The 24981-nt window shown below is 61.3% G+C and carries 19 protein-coding genes and 1 pseudogene; 11 read left to right on the forward strand and 9 right to left on the reverse strand.

Going from position 1 to position 24981, the window contains the following annotated elements; translation table 11 throughout:
- The first annotated feature begins 66 nt into the window (after positions 1–66).
- Complete coding sequence (locus HH308_RS18845; RefSeq protein ID WP_170195783.1) at positions 67–1290, forward strand: hypothetical protein; 1224 nt, start codon at positions 67–69, stop codon at positions 1288–1290.
- 271 nt (positions 1291–1561) lie between these two features.
- On the forward strand, positions 1562–2242 hold the full coding sequence (locus HH308_RS29895) for a hypothetical protein (protein ID WP_170195784.1): 681 nt from the start codon (positions 1562–1564) through the stop codon (positions 2240–2242).
- 47 nt (positions 2243–2289) lie between these two features.
- Here the strand turns inward: HH308_RS29895 and HH308_RS29900 are convergent.
- Both HH308_RS29900 and HH308_RS18860 read right to left on the reverse strand, forming a co-directional pair.
- A pseudogene (locus tag HH308_RS29900) lies at positions 2290–2520 on the reverse strand (restriction endonuclease); the annotation flags it as partial.
- Positions 2521–2878: 358 nt separating this feature from the next.
- Complete coding sequence (locus HH308_RS18860) at positions 2879–4057, reverse strand: serine hydrolase domain-containing protein (RefSeq protein WP_170195785.1); 1179 nt, start codon at positions 4055–4057, stop codon at positions 2879–2881.
- A 288-nt stretch (positions 4058–4345) separates the two neighbouring features.
- Between HH308_RS18860 and HH308_RS18865 the strand changes: the two genes are divergently transcribed.
- The gene (locus tag HH308_RS18865; RefSeq protein ID WP_170195786.1) at positions 4346–5119 is read left to right on the forward strand and encodes an SDR family oxidoreductase; all 774 of its coding nucleotides are present in this window, start codon (positions 4346–4348) and stop codon (positions 5117–5119) included.
- A 103-nt stretch (positions 5120–5222) separates the two neighbouring features.
- Here HH308_RS18865 and HH308_RS18870 read toward each other — a convergent pair whose 3' ends face one another.
- Positions 5223–6125, reverse strand: coding sequence for a cyclase family protein (locus HH308_RS18870; RefSeq protein WP_170195787.1), 903 nt, complete (start codon positions 6123–6125; stop codon positions 5223–5225).
- 229 nt (positions 6126–6354) lie between these two features.
- Here HH308_RS18870 and HH308_RS18875 point away from each other — a divergent pair, with 229 nt between their 5' ends.
- A complete protein-coding gene (locus tag HH308_RS18875; protein WP_170195788.1) occupies positions 6355–6975 on the forward strand; it encodes a DJ-1/PfpI family protein in 621 nt (206 codons plus the stop codon).
- 39 nt (positions 6976–7014) lie between these two features.
- On the opposite strand, the gene HH308_RS18880 is transcribed toward HH308_RS18875, so the two are convergent.
- Complete coding sequence (locus HH308_RS18880; RefSeq protein WP_170195789.1) at positions 7015–7320, reverse strand: nuclear transport factor 2 family protein; 306 nt, start codon at positions 7318–7320, stop codon at positions 7015–7017.
- Between the two features lie 171 nt (positions 7321–7491).
- Positions 7492–8175 carry a hypothetical protein gene (locus HH308_RS18885; protein ID WP_170195790.1) on the reverse strand — a complete coding sequence of 228 codons (684 nt, stop codon included), beginning with the start codon at positions 8173–8175 and terminating at the stop codon, positions 7492–7494.
- A 483-nt stretch (positions 8176–8658) separates the two neighbouring features.
- Between HH308_RS18885 and HH308_RS18890 the strand changes: the two genes are divergently transcribed.
- Positions 8659–11709, forward strand: coding sequence for a hypothetical protein (locus tag HH308_RS18890; RefSeq protein ID WP_170195791.1), 3051 nt, complete (start codon positions 8659–8661; stop codon positions 11707–11709).
- Between the two features lie 640 nt (positions 11710–12349).
- Here HH308_RS18890 and HH308_RS18895 read toward each other — a convergent pair.
- The gene (locus HH308_RS18895) at positions 12350–14917 is read right to left on the reverse strand and encodes an AAA family ATPase (RefSeq protein ID WP_170195792.1); all 2568 of its coding nucleotides are present in this window, start codon (positions 14915–14917) and stop codon (positions 12350–12352) included.
- A 518-nt stretch (positions 14918–15435) separates the two neighbouring features.
- Between HH308_RS18895 and HH308_RS18900 the strand changes: the two genes are divergently transcribed.
- Positions 15436–17814: an AAA family ATPase gene (locus tag HH308_RS18900; RefSeq protein ID WP_170195793.1), complete on the forward strand. Its 2379-nt coding sequence runs from the start codon at positions 15436–15438 to the stop codon at positions 17812–17814.
- Positions 17815–18469: 655 nt separating this feature from the next.
- On the opposite strand, the gene HH308_RS30730 is transcribed toward HH308_RS18900, so the two are convergent.
- The 3 genes from HH308_RS30730 to HH308_RS18915 all read right to left on the reverse strand — a co-directional run bounded on the left by HH308_RS30730 (position 18470) and on the right by HH308_RS18915 (position 20355).
- Positions 18470–18643: a type II toxin-antitoxin system PemK/MazF family toxin gene (locus tag HH308_RS30730; protein WP_376767235.1), complete on the reverse strand. Its 174-nt coding sequence runs from the start codon at positions 18641–18643 to the stop codon at positions 18470–18472.
- A gap of 487 nt (positions 18644–19130) precedes the next feature.
- Positions 19131–19817: an LGFP repeat-containing protein gene (locus tag HH308_RS18910; RefSeq protein WP_170195794.1), complete on the reverse strand. Its 687-nt coding sequence runs from the start codon at positions 19815–19817 to the stop codon at positions 19131–19133.
- A 181-nt stretch (positions 19818–19998) separates the two neighbouring features.
- Positions 19999–20355: a hypothetical protein gene (locus HH308_RS18915; RefSeq protein ID WP_170195795.1), complete on the reverse strand. Its 357-nt coding sequence runs from the start codon at positions 20353–20355 to the stop codon at positions 19999–20001.
- Between the two features lie 120 nt (positions 20356–20475).
- On the opposite strand from HH308_RS18915, the gene HH308_RS18920 reads away from it, so the two are divergent.
- The 5 genes from HH308_RS18920 (at position 20476) to HH308_RS18940 (ending at position 24981) form a co-directional block, all read left to right on the forward strand.
- Complete coding sequence (locus HH308_RS18920) at positions 20476–21048, forward strand: TetR/AcrR family transcriptional regulator (protein ID WP_246284699.1); 573 nt, start codon at positions 20476–20478, stop codon at positions 21046–21048.
- 10 nt (positions 21049–21058) lie between these two features.
- A complete protein-coding gene (locus HH308_RS18925; protein WP_170195796.1) occupies positions 21059–22453 on the forward strand; it encodes an MFS transporter in 1395 nt (464 codons plus the stop codon).
- Positions 22454–22539: 86 nt separating this feature from the next.
- Positions 22540–23112 carry a peroxidase-related enzyme gene (locus tag HH308_RS18930; RefSeq protein WP_170195797.1) on the forward strand — a complete coding sequence of 191 codons (573 nt, stop codon included), beginning with the start codon at positions 22540–22542 and terminating at the stop codon, positions 23110–23112.
- A 118-nt stretch (positions 23113–23230) separates the two neighbouring features.
- Complete coding sequence (locus HH308_RS18935) at positions 23231–24157, forward strand: ABC transporter ATP-binding protein (protein WP_170195798.1); 927 nt, start codon at positions 23231–23233, stop codon at positions 24155–24157.
- Positions 24154–24981: an ABC transporter permease gene (locus tag HH308_RS18940; RefSeq protein WP_170195799.1), complete on the forward strand. Its 828-nt coding sequence runs from the start codon at positions 24154–24156 to the stop codon at positions 24979–24981. The genes HH308_RS18935 and HH308_RS18940 overlap by 4 nt, the downstream gene beginning before the upstream one ends.

Raw genomic sequence — 24981 nt, forward strand, 5'->3', positions numbered from 1 at the left:
TGCCGCGGTGCGAAAAATCTCGGCATTGCGGTCAAGTCGATCGCTTCGGACGTAAGGCGGCGGCCCATGGCATTCGGAATGCTCAACGGTGCAGAACTCGCGGGACGAGCAGGAGCAGCCTTCCCCATCCGGCTCGCACGGGCCAGCCCGACAAACGGCGCGCGATCGGTACATCTAGACGGCTGGACCACCACAATTAGCGACGCCGGCGACCTGGTGACAACGTGCACAGAGGCGCTGGTCGCGGTTGATCGCGTGGAAGCGGTTGCCCGCCGCCGCGCGAATGAGGGGTTGGACTATCTCTGTGCCGTTGAGTTCATCGACGTGGTCCTGTCCAAGGCACTCGACGACTTCGTAACCTGGGGTACGGACCCGGACACAGAATCGGAGGCACTGCGCGTGACTGCGATTCTGAGCATGAAATTCGAGTTGACGTTCAATACAAAAGTCATTAATGCGAACGGCGTAGAGGTTCCGCCGCCGCCTCGCGACCCCAAGCCGCACGAGGCTATGCGATTCATGCGTATGGCGCGCACCGCAACCTCGCGCCACGACGCCTACGTCAACCTGAGTCTCACACTGGAGTCACTGCTACACGAACTGCACCCTCATGTCCGAAAGGGCAAGGGCCGCAAGGGGGAGAGTGAGTGGTTCAAAGAAGCACTCGCGGTAGCTGATCAGAAGGTGCCGATCGCTCAGCTTGCGCCCCCAAGTACACCCAATCCAATTCAATGGATATACGACCACATATATGGCGAATTCCGGTCCGGTCTGATGCACGCGAAGGACGATTTCCAGCTCCCAGGCGACGAACACCGCGCTGCTGAATTCGAAGCTCTGTTCGCGCAGCTTTGGCGATACGTCGCCGCGCTCATGCAGGCCACGCTCGATACGCCAGGACGCGGGTCAACGACATCCGATGCGATGTGGACTGGACTCGGCAAGCACCACTTTTCGGGGATGTATGCGGCAGTCACCAACGATGCGAACGCTACAGGGATCACGGAATCATTCGCTCCAAGCGGTGGAGGAATCCAGCAACTGCCACTTGGCGAGGTCGCATATCCGAGCCACGGCCTCCTCCTATGCTTGGCGACGTGCTCTGCCGGCGCAGTTCGCCCGCTGGGTCCCCTCACCCGTATCGGAAGCGTCAGTACAGATGGGAGAGCTTGGACTGCGTCCGAACTTCCGATGCCTCTGATCGTGGGTGACGCCGTTGACGAGTTCCAAGTCCTCGTTGGCGTCCGACACGCCAACGAGGGTGGAATTGTGACTCAATTCGACAATTGATTGGCAGCAGCCGAACGTGATTCGGTGCCCGCGGCCGATCGCCAGAGCCGCCGGCGAATGAGAGATCGACTTCGGACTAATCGCTTGTTTGGGACGTACGTGCGATCCTCTCGGAACTTCCTGGATGTCGAGGGGAATGTTTGAAGCCGGACTGTCCAGCAGCGATCGAGCCTGAAACGTCGTGGCACCTACCATTTGTCCGAAACCTCTGCGACAGGCGACGTCCTCGGGCTAGGTTCAGGCTGTCATTACCACTGGGGGGGAGACAACCATGAAATCTGCACAGCTGGAACAGATCCGCACGGACCTGTCGGCGGGATACGGCAGGATCCAACACACCTTATGCGGTGCGCGCACCGAGGGGGAGCGCCAGATGCGTTCGATCGTCGGACATGTGAAACGCGCCGTCGACACCTCATCACCGACTTGGCTGCCGCGTGACATTGCTGACGGCGTGCGCGAACAGTTGCAGATCCCGGCGTGTGCGTCGGATCTATTAGCGGCGGGCGCCCACGGGATGGTGGTGTTCGAGGGGCCTGCGACGCGCACGTCGCTGGGCGCGGCGAGGTCGACCGCCGGGGCACCGGTCAACGGGCTGGCCTGGTGGCCCGCCAGGCTCGAGGAGTCCAGTCTGGACTACGACGGCGACGAGCCCGAACTGATCGTGGTCCATGTCCTGTCGACCGAGATCGGCGACGGCTCGCCGTGGCTGGCATCGTTGTGGGGATCGGCGACGCTGAAGGACATCGGCATGTTCGCCCTGCCGCTGAACCAGGAGATCATCCCGCCGTCGGCCGAGGAAGACGACCTGGCACCGGCGATCGCGACGCTGCTCGGCTTCGGTTCGGCAGTCCGCGAAGCACGCCTTATCTTCGACGTCGTGGGAGGTGACGCGTCGGCGTCGCGCACGGTCGGTTGCCGACCACGGACCGCCGCGGTGCTCGCCGCCTGAGGCGTCGCTGCGGCCGCGCTCTCGGTGCGGTGATCCGAGATTGCCACTGCATCTGTGGTGAAACGCCCACTGGTCGCGATCACAAGAGTCCGAACGACAGGAGGCTCCCAAAGGTGCAGAGCCGCAAGGGTGTTTGTGACATCGGAAGGGGCGACAGAGTTCGACGTCCAGTGCTTGGCCTGCGCGATTACTCGTTCGATTCGCGTGGTCCCGCCGTCATCGCTGATGGCGCGCTCGGCAGACAGATCACGCCCCCGATCGGGTGCGCGGGTCTTCATCAACCACTCGACGTTCTCGTAGCTTGGAACCGGTCAGTCACAACGACTTTCGACGATCGGTGCTTGCGTCGGCGATGTCACCCGGCGGGTGTCGCTTGCGCACCCAACAGGTGCACAAGCCTCGATGTTCGATTCCATCGCAATTCGAATTGTGCCGCCCTCAAATGCATTGTGGTACAGAGGTTTCGACACACTCGCCAGCGCTCCTCGCGTCTCGACCAGCAGATGAGTACACGACCGGTGGATCCAGGTCGAGTAGGGACCAACCGCGCAGCGGTGGTCCCGTATCGAGACGGAGTAGTTTCATGAAACCCCTTGCGGCACTGTCAATCTCATCCCGCCCGGTCGCGTGACGTGGCTACTTCGGCAGCGCCGCTGAAAGACTCGCGAAGATGGCTTGCGCGGCAGGCGTCGGCTTACCGTCGATGGTAGTGCTGTTGTCGGTGTTGGTCAGCACGATCACCGTAGTGTCGGTGGGATAGTTGTGGAACAGCACGCTGTTGTAGCCGGGGATGTCGCCGTCGTGGCCCCACCAGCCGCCGCGGTCACCGATGCCGATGCCGTAGCCTGCGGTGGGGCTGTTCGGCGGCGGGCTGTGCAGAATCGAATCTCGGCGCAGCTGTTGGGTTTTGGCGTCGAGCACGCCGGTGCCGGTGAACAATGCGGCAGCCCATTTCTGGAGGTCGTCGAGCGTGGAGATCACCGCGCCCGCGGTGAACGCCATCGATGGATTCCAGTGTGTGGAGTCGGCATTGCGGCCCGCCGGCTGGCCCTGGTTGGTCAGCCCGGACAAGTACGGCGATGCGATCTGGGTCGACTCGCCGGGAAAGCTGGTGTCGGCCATACCCAGTGGGCCGAAAAGCCGTTCGCTGAGGACTTTGTCGATCGGCTGGTCGAGGACCTTCTCGATGACCATGCCCAACAGCACGTAGTTGGTGTTGGAGTACTGCCATCCCTTGCCGGGCGCGAAGACCGGGGGCATGGACTTGGCGACGTCGACGAGTTGTTGGGGCTGCCAGGCTTGCTCGGGATGTGCGAAGTACTTGTCGGTGAAGGCGTTCGATGCGGTGTAGGACGGGATGCCGCTGGTCATGTCCGCGACTTGGCGCAGTGTGGCGGTCGCGTTCGGCGCACTCGGCAGGTACTTTCCGAGAGGGTCGTCGAGGGCGACTTTGCCCTCCTGGACCAGTTGTAAGAGCACGGTTGCCGTCATCGTCTTGGTGAGCGATCCGACGCGGGTGTGATCGGTCGGTTGCGGTTTCGTCGTGCCGCCCGCGGCGGTTGTTCCGGAAACGCCGGTCCAGGTGCCGTGCGGCGAGATGATCCGGGCCAGTGCGCCGGGCGCCCCCGAGCGGGCCCGCGCATCGTCGAGCACCGTTTGCAGTGCCGCGGTGGTCGTGGCGTTCATGGTCGTCGAGGTGGCTACGGTTGCCGAGGACGTCGGCGTCGGCGTGCTCGACGACGAGGAACAACCCGCGATGGCGACTGCACTGACAAGGACACTGACCGCCAGTCGCGATCGCGATACAACACTCATGTCGGCAGCCTGTCTGTACGGACGATGTGTCGGTCGATCTGATAGTGCCGGACCGGCGCCGCGCAGGGGTGCGGAACGCGCTAACCGGCGGCCTGTCCGTGGACGATAGATCTGGTTGCCGGACCGACGGCACGACGCAGTGCGGTACCCGCGAAGTCAGTCGTTCGGGGAGATCGGGACCAGGCAGGTCGGTCCGCATGCAGACGGGTTGCAACCCCTTGCAACTCTGTGGCCCCAACAGGTGTCTTCGTAGATTGGCGAGGGAATTGAATCGACGAAGGAGACACCATGACCGTCGCCCATGTGACCGGAGCCGCCCGCGGAATCGGCAAAGCGATAGCTCTGCGACTCGCGCGTGACGGTCACGACGTGGCCGTGTCGGACTTGCCGTCGATGGCCGGCGAACTGGCCCAAACCAAGACAGAAGTCGAGGCCGCAGGTGTGCGCGGCCTAGACCTGATCGGCGATGTCTCAGATCCAGACTCGGTTCGGCGTCTCGTCGAGGACACCGCATCCGCGCTGGGATCGCTCGATGTCATGGTCGCCAACGCCGGCATCCAGCACACCAAGCCACTGCTCGACGTCGCGCCGGAAGAGTATGACAAGATCCACGCCGTGAACGGCAGGGGAGCGTTCCTTTGCTACACCGAGGCAGCACGCCAGATGATCAAGCAGGGCAACGGCGGAAAGATCATCGGCGCGGGATCGATTGCCGCACATAAGGGTTTTGCGCTCCTGGGTGTTTACTGCTCAACCAAATTCGCTGTCCGAGCACTCACCCAGGCGGCCGCGCAGGAATGGGCCGAGCACGGCATCACCGTCAATGCGTACTGTCCGGGCATCGTCGACACCGTGATGTGGGAAGAGATCGACCACGAGTTGGGTGAGATCAACAAGGTCGGCAAGGGTGAGTCGATGAAGGCGATGGCTGCCGGCATCACCCTGGGACGCGTGTCAACCGGCGACGACGTCGCCAAACTGGTGTCATTTCTTTCCGGGCCGGATTCGGATTACATTACGGGACAGGCGATCTTGGTTGACGGCGGCATCCTATTCGTGTAGTCGACAGCTCAGAGAGGCAGTGGATCGATCGCCGAGATCGCCGAATCTACGAGATCTGCACGACACTTACCGATGCCGCTGACTTGCTCGTACCATTCTGCACTCAGAACGTGGCGATGGGGTTGAGGGGTGAGCCTGTTCCGCAGGTGAGCGCGAGAGGAGCCGCCGTCAACAGAAACGCGCTGCGATCGAGTCGCTCGACAGTCCTGAGCACATCGTCGAGGCGCAGCCACTCCAGGAACGTGAGACCCATTCGGGCGAGCCCGAGTTGGTGGAGCGGGAGTGCGAGGTCGGGGTCGGCGGATGGGAGTCGCTCTATGCAGTCCCCGCCGAAGATGGCGACGTCTCGTTCGCTCAGCCACAGAACTGCCGAAATATCAAGGCCGGCCCTAACGTTCGGGTCTGCGTCGGTATTCGCCGCCAGCCGCGCATCGAGTCCGACATGGACGATGACGGCGTCCCCTGATTCGACGGTCAACCCAGTGGCTGCCTCCGCACGGTCGAGATCAGCGGCGGTCACATACTCGTCGGGAGCCAGCCAGGAGACACCGCGTGCGCGCGCTACGTCGAGTAACACACCTCTGGTGAAGATGCCGTCGCGCATGGCGGTCACCGCATTTCGCGTGAGGCCCTGTGGTGCGAGGATGTCGTCGACCTTGCGATTGTTATAGGTCGTACCGTTCAGATGGAAATGCCCGAGCGCGTCGATATGGGTTCCCCATCCGTGAACGTTCAATATGACCTTGTCGACGATCGCGTCCGGCACCGCCGGTTCTGAATCGATGGAATGCGACACGAGGAGGTCGCTGTATTGCGTCGCCGGAAGTTGGAGGTTCGACGCGAGCGATACCGAAATGCCTTCAGAAACCAGACTCGCGGCGCGGATGCGCACTGCAGGAGTAATCAGGTTCAGCGTGCCCAGATCGTCGTGGGCACCCCAGCGTCCAGCGTTGCTGCAGCGGGATTCCAGGGTGCGGAGCCGTTCGGAGGGTACTTGGCTGTCCATCGACAACTCCCGTCGCACTGCGAAACTTCATCCGCCCGCCAGGGTAACGATACGGGGTCCCGGCAGACAGCATTTCAAAGTACGCCGGTGACCCCGCATCGGCGTTCGGGAGCTGGCGGGCGGCGTCCGGTGCGGCGAGGCAGACATCGACTTCGCCGGCCACCGACCCGACGCACCGCAGTGCCAGATCTCGCGCCCGGGTAGATTTGGCTCGACGACGGGAGCGCGCATGACCGAAACCAGTAGGCCCGCACCTCGCAAGGTATCGGTGGTGCTGTTCGCCGGCTTCGAGCTTCTCGACGTCTTCGGACCAGTCGAGATCCTGGGTGTTCTCCCAGACCAGTTCCACATCTCGATGGTTGCCCCCGAGGCCGGTCTGGTGGCCAGCTCACAGGGAACCAGGGTAGAGGCGACCGAAAGTCTGTCCGATTCCGCCGACGTCGATATCGTCCTCGTGCCCGGAGGCATCGGCTGGCTGAAGATGGTGCACGACAACGACTTCCTCCGACAGTTACGGTCCTACGTCGGGAACGCCAACCTGGTCACCTCAGTCTGCACCGGCTCGGCCATCCTCGCCGCGGCCGGACTCTTGGAGGGGTACCGCGCGACGTCGAACAAGCGCTCCTTCGATCGTGTGATCGTTCACGGTGATTCGGTGCGTTGGGAACGTCGCGCCCGATGGGTGCAGGACCGCGACAGGTGGACATCGTCGGGTGTTGCCGCGGGCATTGACATGACCTCGGCACTCATCGCCGACCTGTTTGGGCCCGACGTCGCTCGCCACGCGGGCGACGTCATCGAGTATGACCCCCAGACCGATTCCGATTACGACATCTTCGCCGATCGATAGGGGAGGTACGGCCCTGGGCCGTCGACTCCGCAAGGAATGTCACGAGGCGGGTTGGTCGTTCTCGCGCCGGTATACCTGGGTCGCGCGCAGCGTGTACGTGCGCGGTGTGCCCTCGACGATGACCGATGTGTGCTCCAGGCCGACGGTGTAGGCCATGTCGCCCACCACGTCGCATACCTGCAGATCGAACTCGTAGGAGGTGCAGTCGGAGAGGGTGAGTGCCAGATCGGCGAACAACTCTTCGACTTCTCGGCGGCCGATGGCGTTGCGCCACGCCCCGAGCACACTTACCGGCTCGCTCTGAAACCAGACCGCCTGGCGTGGGCCGGCATCCCCGTTGTGCAACGCGACCTCTGCATCGCACCGCTGACACGTCTTGCCGGATTGCCGTCAACAAGTTCCGAATCGGACACAATGATGTGAACGCGCAGGGGAGTGGCGAATGTCAGGTGATCTGACCAGAGGCTCGCCATTGATGCTGACGGGTTCACGGAGCGGTCGGAACTTCATGCGTCGTCAAGGCCTCTTTTGGAAGGTCACCTTCAGATAGGCATGTGACTCGGGTGAGGGATCGATAGGCATCCGCGTAACAGTGCACGGATCGATCCACATCCTAACTTCCGATCTGGACGCGTCGCTTGATGCTGAGGCTGCTCGTGACTCGACCCCGTACTCACCGTGGACGGCGGAAAATGGATGGAGGACGTAGTAGTCGCGGACGAGTCTCGGCCACAACGAGGTACCTACAGGTCGTTTATGGTCGAAGTCCCAGGTGCCGCACCCGAGGACCATGGTGCCGCGTTCTCGGGCCATGGCTCGGATGCTCCGTAGTTCGCGGTACTGGGGACCGCTGACACGCGAGATGTTGGATAGCATCTCGAGGGCGTCAATGCTGTCCAAGATCACAAACCCTTCGCTCGTGCGTTCCACAACCTCAGCGAGGTCCCGAAAGCCGTGGTCGATAGTGGACCAACGAACGTCCGGGTCACTGCCGAATTGATCTCGGAGTTCGGCGTCATCGTAGTCGCTCGCGGCCACATGTACATCTGACTGCCAGGTGACGGCGCGGGCGAGCTGTCGAGCGATGTGGAACCCGACTTTGGCAGAGATCCCTCTAGGCGCGTAGAGCGCGGCAAGTCCGGCGATTTTGCCTCCGAAAATTAGATCGATTGCTTCAACGTTTGTCTGGGTAGAGGACATCTAAATCTCCCTGGGGCGGACGGTACTCTCGGTGACTCCGGTAGACCGACGTTGTCGAACGTGACCAATAGCCAGCTTCATCGACGCAGTACGGCTGCGGCGTGTGGTGTCGCGGAAGCGAAAGGGCTCTATTCGTTTGCCTCGGCGTAGTGTCTCGGCGACGGCCAGCAGAACTCACGGGGCAGACGCACTAGCTTCAGCGTACGACTCGGAATCGTCCCAGGACAGAGCGGGAGGATCGACCTCCACCGCGGGAGTGCGGTGACAGTCGCAAGCCACGCCAGGACCACTCGGTACGTTTGAATTAGATCGACTTCCAATCGGTGTGCGGACGGGGTTGCTTTGACTGACGAACACGATGCGGACGCCGGAACCGCTGACGGTCCGGGACCAGACCTATTGGGCGACGTCTTCGCTCGACGTCCAGAGCCGGAAGCGATGCCGACACCGACTCCGGGGGCTCCGTTGCTGCCGTTCACAGCGATGGACCCGCTTGTGTTCGAACGGCTCGTAGCTGATGTTGCTCAGTCGGTTTATCAACTGGACGAGGTCCACGCATACGGCCGGTCAGGTCAGTGGCAGGGCGGTCTGGACATAGTCGGGTGGAAAGGCGCTCGGCAGATCGTGTACCAAGTCCGGCGGATCGACGAATTGACTGCTGAAGCGCTAGAGACCGCCGTTCGAGAATATGCAAGTCCCACACGAGGCAAGGCCGGCAAACGGATTCCGGTTGCTCGACCGTTCCCGGATGCCGAAGAGTTCGTCCTCGTCACGTCCTGGCCCAACGACGACACCGCAATCGCCAATAAGCTCGAAGCGCTCAAGGGCGAGTTCGACGGCACTCTACAGGTCCGCCTTATCGATTCTCACGCATTATCGCGCGACCTGCGCTTCTTCGGCGCCATCGTGGCGGGCTACTTTGGGCCGTACTGGGCCGAAACGTTCTGTCACTATACGCTGGCGCCTCACGCCGGGATCGGGGATGCCGCGGGACTGCTTGATGACCCACTCGCAGTAATCGGCGAACGTGAGGCGTTTGACCGCGCGACACTAATACTGACCTCGGCCCCGGACGACGCCGCTGCTGCTGCAGCAAGCGCCGCAGAGACCTACATTCGCATTGCGAACACGCTACGTGAACGTGCACTACCCCTGGCAGAGGCCATCGCATTCCAGGCCATCAGCGCTTACGAGACTGCTGGCGACTACAGTCACGCGTTCAATCTGGCGCTCGAAGCCGCCGTCGATGAGATTGAATCTTGTTCGCCTGTCGTGGAATCGCTACGCGAAACTGACCGGCTCGCCGGTAAGCTCGACGCCGAGCAAACGGGAGGCGCCCAGTCGGCTGTTTCACTGGTACGCGCGTGCGCCAACTGGTTCGAGCGCGGCTACGAGGTCACGGAAGCTATCGAGACCCTGACCAAGCTCATCGAGCACTCTTCGCCGCATTGCGCTCGCGTCGGGCTCCTCGTCGCTGAGCAAATCCTCACCGATGAAGATGACCGGGACGACCACGCAACCTTGCTCGCGACGCTTCGGAAGCTTCCAGATCAGCTCATCGGTGCCGAACGAGTTCGGCTGCGATGCGCGGTCGCCGACTTAGCGATAATGGTCGGGGCCTCCCCGCGCGATGCGTACGAATCACTGCGCGACGAATCCTTCACCAACGACGGGGTCCGTGCATTGGTTGAACGCCGTTTCGGACGCGCGTGCGCATATGTGGGCGACGACACCTCGGCGATCAACGCCTATCGACGAGCGGTGATGCATGGGTGGCACGCGGGCTATGGGGGAGACGTCCGCAAAGCGCTGCGCAGCATCGCTTCTGTAACTCAAGTGAATCCGCTGTTCGGCCCGAACACTCTCGCCACTCGGGCGATGGCCGGGGCCCGAGCAACAACGAATCGCGACCAACTCATCAGCGGAGCGAGCGAGGCGAACATCAATACTCTCGACAACATCGCCAATAACGACGTACCCAATGCCGTGCGCTGGGCCCACCACTGGTTGCGACTCGAACGTATCAACGGAGCCGAACGCGACGAGGGCTACGCTCGACGCAACTATGCCCGTGCTCTCCAGTCAGCAGATCGCCACGTCTCCGCAGTCCGCCAGTACATCAACCTGGGCAGTCGGAAGCTGGCTGGTCAAGCCGCGGACTCACTGGACGAGTTTCTCGATGTGACTGAGCAGTTCTCATCGCCGTCTGAATCGCGCCGCGCAGCCGCAGCGGAAGTCATTGCCGCGACCACTGATCTACTGCCCGATATAGAGGTTGTCACCGTCGCGACCGCACTCACTGAGCTGTTTCTTAGAGCCACTGACCCAACAAGTTCGATCGATGCCGACGACGCTATCGCGGCGCTCAAGGCGATGAGCTCACTCGGGCAACGACTGCCCGAAACCGCCGCTCTCGACATATTCGACGCCGCGACCAAACTCGTACCCCGAGAAATCAATCACTACCGCTATATCGACGATGAACTACTCAACTACTTCATCGTAGTCACCCAGCATCACCCAACGCTCAGGAATGACGCCATAACGCAACTTCTTGAAATGCTCAGGCAGGACGTAGGACATACAGAGTCCCGCATCACAACATTTCTCGGCGATGTCGCTGACATACGCGAGCGTATCGAACGCATTGCACGCGAAGAAGACAATGCCACCGCAGGACGTATACTCGCACGCTGGCAGGTGGCGACACCTCCTGCCGCGGCCTACGCGCGCGAACGCATCGAGAAGTTGATGGAGGAGCCACTCAACATACCCAAGAACACATACTTCGGTGGACGGCAATGTACTGAAGCAAGTGTCGCGCTCATAGCCAACGTCACCGCGGGAGATGGTGCAGACATAGCCTCGTTCCTGCAACCATGGCTCAATCACTTAATCAGTCGAATCCGGAATACATACATGTCAGCGGAAGAACGCATCGATGCCGCCATCGCGGCCGGATGCTTGATCTCCCATCTCGAATCTCCAGAAAGGGAGCTCATTTTCAACGCGTGCATCGAACAGTTCGACTCCCCACAGTTCAGCGCCTTCGACCTCATCGAACGAGCCAACTATCAAGATCCTCTCGCGCGCTTCAAATTTGGCGATGGTGGCACAACCTTCCAAGCCATGATGTTACTAACGGCCGCTGAAGCAAGCAGCAACGCCAATGAAGCGGCCGCCGTACTTCACCGTCTCCGGGGCCAGATACGGATCACGGCAACAGAGCCGCGGATCGCTGACCTCACCGCCCATACGGCGATGACGGCCGAGGCATACGACCTCGTCAATGAACTCGCGCTTAACGCTCAACCATCTGTCCGCATGGCCGCCGCAAGGCTGTGGGCGCAATCGCCCTCGCGTAACGATGCCATCGGTGAATTCCTCAGCTCAGATCCCATCACCGCTGTACGACGCGAACTCGCCGCCGCGGTCACAGCCCAACAATCAAATCCAGTATTTGAGCCAATCATCGCCACACTCAAGGCGGACCGATACGCCTCGGTACGCAATGCTGTCACCCGAGGTGAGTAGCGGGACAAGCTATGTTCGGAGGACAACGATCCTGCACCTAAAGAGACACCAAGGACGCCGCGACGGATACCGTCGCCGACGACCAGACACTCGGGACCAACTCATCGGACTGGCGAGCAACGAACGAGAAGTCGACAACGAACATAGTCGCCTCGTCCACCGGTCTGACTTAGACTTGCTGTTGGGGTGGAGGCCCACTCACGTTGAGGAGCTTTGAAATTCCGCAGACGATATGGCGCCCTCCGCGGAAGGCTTTGGCGATCACAATACATCAATGCGACATAATTGGAGGTCGGCCGCCAGCGAGAGGTAACCGCTAATAGCTCGATCGACTGAACGCAATATCGGCCAAAGCCCTCATAGACAATGACTTAAAATTCCTGTAGCTCAATTCTGGGAAGTGTTGCGCCTCCACCACGTATGCCAATGAGAAGCTTCATGTTGTCAAGCCTCGCCACGTTAGCAGCGGACTTCGCCAGAAAGATGTAGACTCGCCAATCTCGGTGATCATTCACAACAATTCCTGACCATCTGTTTGGACTTGTCCTTGCAAGACTGGTAACGAGACGAGTTGAAATGAGCCGAGTAGCGGGAGACCCGTTCTAGACAGAGTCGATTCCCGAGTGAGGTTTGAGGAGGACTACTCCAATGCCGCGTTGTACGCGGATCGCGCTTCGGTCAATTCCGCCCAGTGGGCTTCGAGTCCGACGAGTGTGGGGCTGACCCCGAGGCTAGGCAAGGGCTGTGAGTGGCCGTCAATGTACCGACATGCTTCCTCGAAGATGCGGTTCACACTGTTGATTGCGGATGGGAGTGCTTTGGACCTGATCTTGGGCAAGTTGGTCATGCGCACGTTGGGTTGGTAGCGCTGGGTGACGCCCTGAAGCAACTCAGTCTCAGTGAAGACCTCGCACCACGCACGCACCCAGTCGTAGCCTGTGCGGACCAGGGCCGCCCGGGCATCGCCGTCCTGTGACTTCGCCGCCTGGATGGTCTCGTTGATGTTCTTCTTAATGTTGTTCAAGCTATCCCAGCGGGGACCCGTCGCTCGGGCGACCTTCCCTTTGCCGTCTTCATCGGTGATCTGGAAGTAGGAGCAGCGCTTGCTCGCCTCCATGAGCAATAGCAGCGTGCTCGCGAAAAAGATGTCGTGGGTGAAGACGATGACCTGTGTCGTGTCGGCGAGCGACGCGACGCGCTGCGCGACTTCGTTGATGCGGCGATGATCGAGGCTTGAGACAGGATCATCGAAAATGACCGGCGCGGAGATTCCGGCGAGGCGCGCTTCAGCGAGGAAGTCCGCTATTGCGAGGACCTTCTGCTCTCCTTCAGATAGCACCTTGGACGGTTTGTGTTTCCCGCCGAGGATCTTGCGGCGTTGTGCGCGCCCTTGACGGCCGACGAACTCCACGTGCAGCGCGGGCGCGCGGAGTGCCGCGCACTCTTCGTTGAAGAGCGCGTCGAAGCTCTCGTTGATCATCTGGTCACTTGCGGTCTTGGCCAGTCCGGTTACAGCGCGTAGGAGCCCAGGCATAGGTTTGGCGAGCAGCGTGAGCCGGTCAGCTTGCTTGGCGTCGCTGACGTGTGACTCGATGAGGGTCCACGACTTCGTCAGTTCCGCCGCTGCTTCTAGCTCGACAAGCTCCTTCTTCTTCTCGGCCAATGTGTCAGCCCGCGTAGCTGCCTGTGCCCTCAGTTCGCCGAGGGTTCTCTTGGTGGTCTCCAATGCCGAACCGAGCGCTATCGCATCTGTACCGGCGTGTTCGGTCAGCGTTGTGTTCACAGCGGAAGCGGAGAGAAGCTGCTTGGTCAGCTCTGCGATGACCCTCAGGGTCCGGTCGAGTTCAACATGGAAATGGGGCTTGTCCTCGCTGTCTGCGTACTCGTCGGCGAAGGTAGAAACGTCGTTGACCTGGATCGACGTGACCGATTCTATAATTGCGAGAAGCCGCGCCTTTGAAGCCGCGATGTCAGTGGTGATCTTGTCTTCGAGGTATTCGGAGTACTTGCCGATCAGGGATCGCGCCGCTTCATTCAGTGGCTGCCGGCAATACAGACACCGATCGGCGTCGTGTGCTCCGACCGCGATGAGATGTGCTTGGTATGCCTCGCCGGCCTCGATGAACGTGCTCCAGGTGTCATCTTGCGCGGCCGGTAGGTCGGCTGCCTCGAACAGGGCGGTTCGGAAGGCGCGGTAGTCCCCATGAAGTCCGTGAAGGATGTCGCGTTCGTGGCCGTATGCCTCCACGTTGAAGTCAGCCATCACGGTGGCCGCATTGGAAGCTTGCGTGAAGACGCGTTCGACTCGCTGTTGCAGTTTGATCTCAGCGCTGATGGTGTCAGCCTCCAGCGCGGCGACTGTGCGGCGCAAGTCGCCGATACGCGTGTCGACGTCTGGATCGGAGTCGGCGAGCGACCTCAGGTATTCCAGATCAGTGGATGCCCCCAGCGTCTCGATGAGCGGGTAAACCACGGCGGTGCGCGGGAAGTGAGACAGAAGCCCTGTGGACCCAGATCGTAGGCTTTCGACGGCCTGGTCGATGTGGGCTTGTACCGACTTGATGCCTGCGATGACGTGATTGAACAGTGCCAGGGCTGCTGGCACGTAGACGTACTCAAGGTCGTCATCGACGTGGAAGCTGACAGAAGGGCTGTCGAAGATGGACATCCTGGTGAAGGGCGCGACGCCCTGTTGTCCGGTCCAGGTGTAGGTCTTCGGCGCAGTGCCGAGCGTGTAGCCGACAAGCGCTGATTGGGACTGCGGCGATGCCGCTTCGATGTCTCCGAGGATCACATCGGCAGTGCGGCTCGCCGCGAGGGCTTTGAAGATGCGGGAGTACCCCGTCTTGCCTGTGCCGTTCTCTCCGAACAGAATCGTCAGGCCAGCATGTGGCTCGATGACTCCGCCCTCTACCAAGGCGTTAACACCAACGACATCGGAGAGCGAGGTAAGGGTCAGCGGCTCGATCACCTCATCCTCTCGTTCGAGGGTGACGAGCGGCTCCTCCGTGGGGAGTTCGCGAGTATCGAAGGCCTTCTCCTGACGAAACAGGGCGTACGCTCCGGATTGGTCCTCACTTCCGAGCGGCCCGCCGCCATTGAGGACGTACCTTACGATGTAGCGCACCCACTCGTCGGATGTGTTCGCCCACTCGCTGAGCAGACCGCGCGGGTCCACCCGTTTAGGCGGCGCCATGCGATCTGTCATAGTCGTCCTCTCGCCATGAGTGCGAGATCCGCTACTCCCGTTGATAGTAGGTCGAACTGTTCCGACCAGCGTCTGGCGGTCTTCGTTCTATGCCGATAACATACATTATGTTAAGTAAACCACTGCATATTGCAATAGATGAATCATGGCTCGACTGCGACACGTCCCTACCATCAATCCCTCAAAACCCCTGTCCATCAACGGGTTCCCGTCGCGATCAGCTGTCTCGCGGCCCACGCGCGACGCCCGAAACGCCGCTGGCGGGCGCTGCGCGCGACTCGCTGACCTGGAGCCTTGACTTGATGATGCATCCGATGAATCATTGGCGTACGCTTCGAAGATTGGCAATCCACCATTCGTGGTGATCAGGAAGTGCGCGAGGCGCTGCGAAAGACACTTTACGTACAGTTCAAGATCCGCGATAACGATGTCTTCGAGAAGGCACTCGGATATGTGCGTGAGTACTACTGACATCACGGCCGCGTTTTACATTCGACGGAAACACTGAGGAGGACAATATGAAGCTTACTCGGGTTGATATCCGGTTCTTTCGTTCGTTCAACTTTGATTTCGAAAGAAGTGCTCGCGACTCGTGCAAGCCCGAGAGTTGGGAAGAAGAAGACCCCTGGTATCCGTTCGTACGGATCCCCCTTGAGCCGGATATCACTGCGGTCGTCGGTGCTAATGAATCAGGAAAGAGTCAGTTATTAGCCGCAATTAAGGCAGGACTGACAGGAAACAATATTCATCGCGAGGACTTCTGTAGATACAGTAGTGAATACTCGGTGCAGGCGGATCAGATTCGCCTTCCTGAGTTTGGAGTAACGTTCAAACTCGATGAATCGGAACAGATCGCTGGCGTATCACCACTTGCCGATGCACGCGAGTTTACACTGTACCGCCCTGGATCTGGGGACGCTTTTGTTGTTGTTGATGGTACGCGCATGAAGTTGTCGACCAGCCAGATTAATAAGCTGGCAGCGACACTCCCAGATACCTTCTCCCTACAGACGGGAGTCGCAATCCCGGACAGTGTGTCGATCGCAGAACTCATCGGCAAGAAACGAACGCGCCTGCACGATCGTCGACAGCGCGTGGGTATCCTCGACAAGCTCTTTGGCTTGAATGACCCAACCGAAGCGGAAGTTGCGGAGCTAATCGCGCCGAGCCTCGCAACTGTGCAGGACGAGGCCACAGAAGAAGCTGAACGTCGTCGCCGCGCGGAGTTTGAACTGGCTCGGATGCTTCTGATCGACGCGGCGCGCATCGATCCGCGTGCATTCACCGAGCTAAATGAAGCACTGGCATCGGGTCGCGAGGGTCAAGTCGAGGCAGTTGTTGGTGCCATGAACACTGCGATCCGCGACAATCTCAATGTTCAACGGTGGTGGACTCAAGACCGTGAGTTCGACCTAATTCTTGAGGCACGAGAGCACGAACTGGCCTTCACGATTAGAGATCGGACCGGATCGACTTATTCCTTCGGTGAGCGGAGCCAGGGACTGCGCTATTTTCTAAGCTATTTCGTCCAACTCGCGGCACACCGATTGACCCAGACTAGCCCAGACATTCTGCTGCTTGATGAACCCGACGCGTTCCTATCCAGCGTTGGCCAGCAAGATCTCCTCCGAGTTCTGCAAGAATATGCAGAACCGGAGGACGGAAAACCCGGTAGCCAGGTTGTCTACGTCACTCACTCACCATTCCTAATCGACAAGAATTCTCCTCAAAGAATTCGCGTTCTCGACAAAGGAGCGGAGGACGAAGGGACGCGAGTTGTGAACGACGCCGCGAACAACAGGTACGAGCCACTACGTTCCTCGCTCGGTACGCATGTAGCCGAGACGGCATTCATCGGAGGACAGAACCTATTTGTCGAAGGGCTCGCGGATCAGGTTCTGATAGCCGGTCTCTCTTCCCACTTGTCGGAACGAAGCGGTACCGGAGTTGGCGTTCTCAACCTAAACGAAGTAACCATCGTGGCCGCTGGCGGGGCCGACGGAATTCCGTACTTGGTGTATTTGGCACGCGGACGAGACACAATCAAGCCCCCATGCGTTGCACTCCTCGATGGAGATGAATCAGGTAGGGATGCCGAAAAGGTTCTTAAGCGAGGAGAAGCACGAAAGAAGCGAGTCCTACGGGAAGAGTACATCGTGCGACTGGACCAATGGGCAACGGCCTCTGGCCTTGAATTTGATCCGGGTGTCAATGTATTGGAGATCGAGGATCTGATTCCTTTGGAGCTCGCGCATAGAGCAGCTCTCTCGCATCTCACCCGCTTCGTTGGGATCGCCGATATAGATCGGACTGCATTTCCCCTATCATCGATCGAAACCGCTGTATCAGAAGGCAAATCAGTATGGGATGCGCTCGACTCAGCGTACCGAGAGTCGTTTCCGGGTGAACATATCGAGAAGGTCGGATTGGCTCGAGAGCTACTTCTTCTACTCGACACCGCACCGACTGTTCCTGGAGCTGATGCCCTCCGTCACCGGTTCGAGAAACTGCTTTCGCATCTCTCCTCGGTGCTGGATCGCGCTGCAGTTGAAGAGAATCAAAGCCGCAGCGACGACAAGGTCAAACGTGCCGTCAAAAACTTTCTAAGAAATCACAAGAAGGGTATTTCCAAACGCGAAGCGACCCGCTTGTTACGTGAACTCACAGATGCTTTCGCCTCCAGTGACTGGATTGATGAGGCTACACGTCAAATTGGTGAGATCAGAAGAGTTTACGAGCTGAACGACTCTTCCTCGCCAGCAGTACATGACTTCTCGGAATTTCGCAAAGCGATTCAAGCCCTAGGCGAAAAGGAACGCCTCGAGTATCAAGACGACGCATCCAAGGACCCAGCTGCTCAGATCCTGGAGGCTGCGCACGAGGACGAGGACGGTTGACGTGGGAGCCGAACACCCGCTACCTGAACGTAGCTTGCATTCCACTCCACGAGACTCTGACGGTCGATCCCGAAACTGTGATAACGAGCGAGTGTGCCGCATCGCCGTGACCGCCAAGTGCGAGCTGGGCTCAGCCTGACGCTGCGATCGTGGCTGCGACGCCGGTAAGTACCGACGAGAGCACGCGCGCAGTCGAGGTGGACACCTTCCCAGCCACATTACGAGCCATACTGATCACCGTCCTTCCTGTGTTGCAGACCCACCCAAAGGCAGAGCCTTCCGTACAGAGTTCAAACAGCGTCGCTAGCACGATCAGCGCTAAGAGCGTCAGACCCTCGGGCACATGGGGCGCCGTCGGGCTCAACCCAGCCCACTGGACATTACCGGACTGCATGCGAACCGCAAGACGATTCGGACGTATTGGCCGGGACAGACAGCTGCGCCTACAGGCGTCTCGCTGGCGCAGTCCATGGCGGAACTACACATGCCACCCCAAGCCCCCCGGACGGGATGTGCACTGGTTGTGAATATGCAGCAATCGAATATGCAGGGTTACCAGTAAACCACTGCATATTGCGTTGCGCAGCAACGAAATTTGTCTGTCGGATGACGCCCCCACCACTCCAACCCATGCCGTACGCGACTGCGCATCACGTCATCGCGCGAGTCCTAGAAACGCCATCAAGGAGCGTTCGACTTCAATGAGCTGTTCAGATGTCAGACGGCCGACACGTGTCTGAACGTTCGACCGTCGTACCGCGGTTAGCTTGTCAACCATCACGTCACTGTCGATGTCGGCACGTCCGTGCCCGATGTCGCGCAGCCACAATCCGATCTGGCCGAGGTCCCTCGGTCGGCGATCGCGAATGAATAGCCCTCGCCCGCAAGAACTCTGCGACGCTGCCTGGCGATGAACGCGAGCGCGTCATCGTGGCGGCCCGTGCTCGGGACCGTCGTTATCAGCGGAATCAGCTGATCCGAAGCCACCGACTGCACCAGTGACGTGTCGTTCCTAACGGTATTGATATTTTACGCGCACCCTGCTTCGCCGCATCCTGGTGGTTGAGCCAGGCGAAGCCGAGTCGAAACCACTGTGAAGCTGCGGGTTTCGTCATCGCCCGGCCGGCAGGGTTTCGACTCGCTCCGCTCGCTCAACCGGCAGAAGAACGCAACATCATACAACTCTTTAAAGCGCGACACCGGACCAGCAGCACGTCGCCGGCGTCCAGTAGCGGAAGGTGGGTCCGCAGCATCGGCCCAGTTCAACGCGTACGGCGAACGTCAATCGGTTTTCGTCGTCACATGAAGGCGGCTGACTACACGCCAGCGGGAACTTCCTTGCCATTGACCATGACGGTGACCTTGCCGGTGTTGGTATTGAAAGTCACCTTGCCGTGCGTAAACGTGGTCACTTTCCTATCGCCGACCGTCATTTCGTCACTGGTCGGAATACCGAGTGGCCCGGCGGAACCATTCTTACCGGTACCGTCCGATATCGGCTTTCCGTCCGCAGCGCGCTCGACATTCCATGCGTCGCGAATCTTGCCCCAGGTGATGTAGGCCGGGGTACCCGCCTTGTTGTTCTCAGCGACGATGACCCCGCCTTTGAATTGTTGAAACACCACGCCGCTATCGCGCGTACCGGCGTTGTGATCGCCGTCGAGCGGCTTGCCCAGATCCTTCTTCTGTGCGGCAGTCGCTGCGGAATACTTCACCGCAATCGGCCCGGTCAATGTCACTTGATGACCGTTGACGCCGGTGAGCGTCACGCTGTCGGCCGCAGCGACGTTCGACGATGGCGAAGCCGTCGCCGACGTCGACATCGAGGAGGTCTCCGTGACGACGCTGCTCGTGACCGACTGGGCCGACGTCGCGGCCGAAGACGTTGCAGCTGACGACGTCGCATCGCCGGTCTTGTCGCTGCTACAACCGGCTGCGACGACGGTGATGGCGGCCAATCCGACGACGACGCCGGCAGCGCGACTCCGATAGCTCTCACTCATGCAATTCCTTTGTGGGACGTGACAGTGGGACGTGACAGTGGGACGTGACAGTGGTTACACCGTAGCGGCCGGACCGTCGCAAGCCGGTGATTTGCGCCCGATCGCGCTCGAACCGGTCGCAGTGTCGACGCCGGGCAGAGCCTTATTCAACAGGTCGACTTCAATCGGCGTCGGACATCGATCACCGATGCGGCGTCAACTTGATCGACCCGATCACCACGCCGTTCAAATACGCCGGGCCCGCATAGCCGCCGTGTCCGTCGCTGATCATGAAGACGCGGTGGCCCGGAAAGAGATCCACCCATCCCCCATTCGGCGTCGAATGAATCGGATATCGCCCGATCAGGACGAGATCGTGCCCCTCGACATGCCCGTCACGCTGCAACAAGACGGTCCCGCCCACCAGCGTCGTCGACGTGTACGTGCCTGGTTTGACGTCGGCCGAGGCGTGGCCAGCCGCTCCGAACAGAACTCCGGCTCCGACCGCGATTGCGACGGCTGCGGCTCGAACCGTGGCCGGACTGGTGCACAACGGCATCGTCGCTTCCTCTCACTCGGGACTGCCAATCTACCGTGCTCGACTGCGACGTCGACGGATATCCGCGAGCAAGCCGTGACCTAAGTTGATAGTTAGTAACTAGTAACTTAAGCTCGATGCATGGCGGTACGCATGAGCGGCGTCGAGCGACGCGCGCAAGTCTTGAAGTTCGCCGCGGACGAGTTCGCCGCGCACGGACTGCATGGGGCGTCGACGGAGACGATCGCTCGCTCGGCAGGGATCACCCAGGCGTACATCTTTCGGATGTTCGGCACCAAGAAGGCACTGTTCCTCGAACTGGTGGGCGCCGCGTTCGCACGCCTCACCGACGCGATGGTGACCGCCGCCGACGATCAGACGGGTCTGCACGCGCTCGCACTGATGGGCGGCCAATACTACGACCTGCTCACCGACCGAACGCAGCTTCTCCTTCAGCTGCAGGGGCTCGCCGCATGCGGCGACGTCGAGGTTCGCGATGCCGTGCGAGCCAGTTTCGCCGCGATGTGGGACGCCGTCGCCCAGGCCACCGGGCTCGACCCGGTGACCGTCAAGTCATTCCTCGCATTCGGCATGTTGCTCAACGCGGGAGCCGCGCTCGACGTCGAAGACCTCGCCGACGACTGGGCCCGCGGGGTTCGCACCCGAATCAACACCGGGTTGTTCGAACACATCACCACCGACACGAACCGATGAGGACGAACCGATGAGGACCGGCCCGACGGTCGGCTCCCCTACCCGGCACCTCGGCCCAGCGCTCGTGACAGTGGCGTTTCTGGGTGCGGTGATCGGCGGTGTCGGCGCGCCGCTCATCACATCGGTAGCGCTCGACCTGCACATACGGCTCGACGCCGCGCAATGGACGCTCACCGCGACGCTGTTCGCGGGCGCCGTCTCCGCGCCCGTTCTGGGCCGACTCGGGAGCGGCTCACACCGGCGTTCGACGGTCCTGGTCACCCTGGCACTCGTCGCGCTCGGCGGACTCCTCACCGCGATCCCACTGCCGTTCGGGGTGCTGCTGTTCGGCCGGGCGCTCCAAGGGCTGGGACTCGGCGTCATTGCGCTGCTGATGAGCATCGCGCGCGACTATCTGCCGACTGAACGCGCACAGTCGGTCATCGCCACGATTTCGGTGGCCGGCACCGTTGGAATCGGCGTGGCCTATCCGCTGATGGGGTTGCTCGACCAGGTCGCCGGACTCCGCGTCGCCTATTCCGTCGGATTTCTGCTGTCGCTGACCGCCGTTGCGATCGCATGGCGGACCGTGCCCGCCGACACTCCCCGACCGACGCCCAGACTCGACGTCCCCGGAGCGCTTCTGCTCGGGCTCGGCATACTGGGCATCCTGCTCGCCGTCGCCCAGCCGGCGGTCTGGCAGACGCCCTACCTGGGAATTTCGGTGGTCGTTCTCACAGCTGCGACATTGACGTTCTGGGTCATCGTCGAGCGTCGCGCCACGGCTCCCCTCGTTGATCTCCGTCTGTTCATGCGTGGCGGTGTGCTTCGCGCGAACGCCGCGATGCTCACCGCCGGCGCGGGAATGTACCTGCTGTTCTCGCTTCTTACCCGTTATGTGCAGACCCCGGTCGACGCGGGCTACGGATTCGGGCTCTCGGGAGTGGTCGCAGGTGCGGCACTCATCCCCTTCTCCGTGCTGGGCTTCGTCGGCGGGCGACTCACTCCGCAGCTCGCCGCCCGGACCACCGCGCAAGCGACGTTCACCGTCTACGCCGGCTTCGTCATCGTCGCCGCTACCGTCTTCGCCATCGCACCCGTATCACTCGCCGCGACGCTGGCCGCCATGGCAGTCCTCGGGTTCGGGGTCGGCGGTGCGTCGGCGATCATGCCCAGACTGGTGCTCGACGCCGTGCCTCGCGCGGAGACCGCCAGCGTCTTAGCCATCAACCAGATCGTCCGAACCGTCGGTTTCAGCATCGGCAGCGCACTGGCCGGGCAACTGCTCGCCGCCGCCACTCCGACCGCGGCGATCTTTCCCGGCCAGCACGGCTACACGATCGCCGCATGGTGCGTCCTGCCCCTGCTCGCGCTGAGTGCGGCGATCATTCTCACCGGCACGTCGATAAGCGAATCGGTGCCCTAGCCCGACCGCACCATTCCGCGACTGAGCCAATGCCCGTGTGGCACAGTCGAAGTCGACGCCAACGCCGCCGAGAACAGGATCACACCATGACCGAGCTCCCCATCAGCCGCTTCTCCATCCCCGACCTCGCCGACGTTCCCGACGATGTCCGCGCCCGCATCCTGGAAGTGCAGGAGAAGTCCGGCTTCATTCCGAATGTCTTCCTGGTGCTGGCTCGACGCCCGGATGAATTCCGGGCATTCCTCGCCTACCACGACGCTTTGATGGACAAGCCGGGCAACTTGACCAAAGCCGAGCGCGAGATGATCGTCGTAGCTACTTCGAGTCCCAATCAATGCCAGTATTGCGTGGTGGCGCACGGCGCCATCCTGCGAATTCGTGCCAAGAATCCACTCATCGCCGACCAGATATCGTCCAATTACCGCAAAGCCGACATAACCCCACGACAACGCGCAATGCTCGACTTCGCCGTGAAAGTCTCCCAAGCCGCCTACGACGTCAACGACGCCGATTACGCCATTCTTCAACAGCACGGCTTCACCGAGGAGGATGCCTGGGACATCGCGTCGATATCCGGATTCTTCGGATTCTCCAATCGCATCGCCAATGCCGCCGACATCCGGCCGAATGCCGAGTTCTATGGGATGGGCCGCGGCTGAAACGCAGTCCCGACAGCGTCGGAAACACTCCCACCGACACCGCACCCGACGGACAGCGAATGCCAAGGTCGGCGCCGGAGACTGTCTATATCACCGACACCGGCAGCGAGGACAGCCCATGATCGAAGTCGACCATCTCTGCAAACGTTACGGAAAGTCGCTCGCCGTCGACGACGTCACCTTCACCGTGCGACCAGGCATGATCACCGGATTCCTCGGCCCCAACGGCGCCGGAAAATCGACGACGATGCGGATGATCCTCGGCCTCGACCAGCCGACGTCGGGCACGGTCCTCATCAACGGCCGCCGCCTTCGTGACTCGCCCGCGCCCATGGCCGAAATCGGCGCACTGCTCGACGCCAGGGCCGTCGACAAGGGCCGCAGCGCGCGAAATCATCTGCGGCAATTGGGCGCACTCATCGGCGTCGACGACCGACGGGTCGACGACGTGCTAGCGACGGTGGGACTGTCCGATGTCGCCGACCAAGCCGCCGGCTCCTTCTCACTCGGCATGGGTCAGCGACTCGGCATCGCGGCGGCGCTGCTCGCCGACCCCGCCGTGGTCCTCCTCGACGAACCCGTCAACGGCCTCGACCCCGACGGAATCCGTTGGCTCCGAACATTTCTGCGGACACTTGCCGACGACGGGCGGGCGGTGTTCCTGTCGTCGCATCTGATGAGCGAGATGGAACTCACCGCAGACCACCTGATCATCATCGGCCGCGGCCGTCTCCTCGCCGACGTCGCCATGACCGACTTCATCGATCAGGCCTCCACCGGTCACGTCGAGGTGAGCACACCGCGTGCGAACCTGCTCGCCGAGGTCCTCGCCGCCGACGACGTCACGATCACGAAGATCGACGACGTGACGCTCGGCGTCGTGGGGCGTCCCGCCGCGGCCATCGGCGCGATCTCGTTGGCGCACAACATCGTTCTGCACAGTCTGACCGCCAGACAACCGTCGCTGGAGGAGGCGTACATGGCGCTCACCGGCGACGCCGCCGAGCATCGGGCCCGCCCAACTGTCTTGGAGAACGCGGCATGACCACGATTACCCGACGCAGGCCGACGACCGTGCACGAGACCACACCCACACCCGCTCCGACGAATCGCTCGACGACGTTCCGCCGCGTCCTGCGCTCCGAGCGACTCAAACTGACCACGCTGACCTCGACCTGGGTCACGCTCGCGTCGGTGTTCGCCTCGCTGGTCGGCATCGCGGTAATCAGTGCCGCCGCCACATCAACCAGTGCCCAGTCGACGGACACCGTGGCCGTCGTCCTGAACGGGTCGATGCTGGCCATGCTGATCGTCGGGGTGTTCGGTGTCGTGACGGGGTCGCGTGAGTTCAGCACGTCGATGATCCGCACGACGCTGGCCGCGGTGCCGACGCGTCTGCCGGTGCTGTGGGCGAAGTTCGCCGCGTTCATCGCCTTCGTCCTGCCGACGTCGGCCGCCGCCACGGTGATCGCCTACCTCGCGGGCAGTGTCGTGCTGCAGTCCAAAGCCGTCGACATCGCCTCGCTCACCGACCCGTCGGCCATCCGCGCAGTCCTCGGCACCGCCCTCTACATCACGGGAGTCGGCGTCATCGGCATCGCACTCGGCGTTCTTCTGCGCTCGTTGGGCGCCGCGATCGGCATGCTGACCGCAACGCTGATCGTGGTACCGGTCATCGCGAAAGTCCTTCTGCCGCATAGCTGGTCGTCGGCGCTGAACTACCTGCCGTCCAACGCGGCAGCGTCGTTCACGACATTCGCGCCGACGTCGAGCCAACTCTCGCCCACCACCGGCGCGGTTGTGTTCGCCTCCTGGACCGCGATCGGCGTCATCGGTGCGGCCGTGGCGTTGCGGGTGCGCGACGTCTGA

Origin of the sequence: Gordonia asplenii (assembly GCF_012933505.1) — a bacterium.
GTDB lineage: Bacteria > Actinomycetota > Actinomycetes > Mycobacteriales > Mycobacteriaceae > Gordonia > Gordonia asplenii.

Coding starts and splice junctions, on each gene's coding strand:
- HH308_RS18845 (WP_170195783.1), top strand. CDS start 67: ATGGCATTCGGAATGCTCAACGGTGCAGAACTCGCGGGACGAGCAGGA.
- HH308_RS29895 (WP_170195784.1), top strand. CDS start 1,562: ATGAAATCTGCACAGCTGGAACAGATCCGCACGGACCTGTCGGCGGGA.
- HH308_RS18860 (WP_170195785.1), bottom strand. CDS start 4,057: ATGAGTGTTGTATCGCGATCGCGACTGGCGGTCAGTGTCCTTGTCAGT.
- HH308_RS18865 (WP_170195786.1), top strand. CDS start 4,346: ATGACCGTCGCCCATGTGACCGGAGCCGCCCGCGGAATCGGCAAAGCG.
- HH308_RS18870 (WP_170195787.1), bottom strand. CDS start 6,125: ATGGACAGCCAAGTACCCTCCGAACGGCTCCGCACCCTGGAATCCCGC.
- HH308_RS18875 (WP_170195788.1), top strand. CDS start 6,355: ATGACCGAAACCAGTAGGCCCGCACCTCGCAAGGTATCGGTGGTGCTG.
- HH308_RS18885 (WP_170195790.1), bottom strand. CDS start 8,175: ATGTCCTCTACCCAGACAAACGTTGAAGCAATCGATCTAATTTTCGGA.
- HH308_RS18890 (WP_170195791.1), top strand. CDS start 8,659: ATGGACCCGCTTGTGTTCGAACGGCTCGTAGCTGATGTTGCTCAGTCG.
- HH308_RS18895 (WP_170195792.1), bottom strand. CDS start 14,917: ATGACAGATCGCATGGCGCCGCCTAAACGGGTGGACCCGCGCGGTCTG.
- HH308_RS18900 (WP_170195793.1), top strand. CDS start 15,436: ATGAAGCTTACTCGGGTTGATATCCGGTTCTTTCGTTCGTTCAACTTT.
- HH308_RS18910 (WP_170195794.1), bottom strand. CDS start 19,817: ATGAGTGAGAGCTATCGGAGTCGCGCTGCCGGCGTCGTCGTCGGATTG.
- HH308_RS18915 (WP_170195795.1), bottom strand. CDS start 20,355: ATGCCGTTGTGCACCAGTCCGGCCACGGTTCGAGCCGCAGCCGTCGCA.
- HH308_RS18920 (WP_246284699.1), top strand. CDS start 20,476: ATGGCGGTACGCATGAGCGGCGTCGAGCGACGCGCGCAAGTCTTGAAG.
- HH308_RS18925 (WP_170195796.1), top strand. CDS start 21,059: ATGAGGACCGGCCCGACGGTCGGCTCCCCTACCCGGCACCTCGGCCCA.
- HH308_RS18930 (WP_170195797.1), top strand. CDS start 22,540: ATGACCGAGCTCCCCATCAGCCGCTTCTCCATCCCCGACCTCGCCGAC.
- HH308_RS18935 (WP_170195798.1), top strand. CDS start 23,231: ATGATCGAAGTCGACCATCTCTGCAAACGTTACGGAAAGTCGCTCGCC.
- HH308_RS18940 (WP_170195799.1), top strand. CDS start 24,154: ATGACCACGATTACCCGACGCAGGCCGACGACCGTGCACGAGACCACA.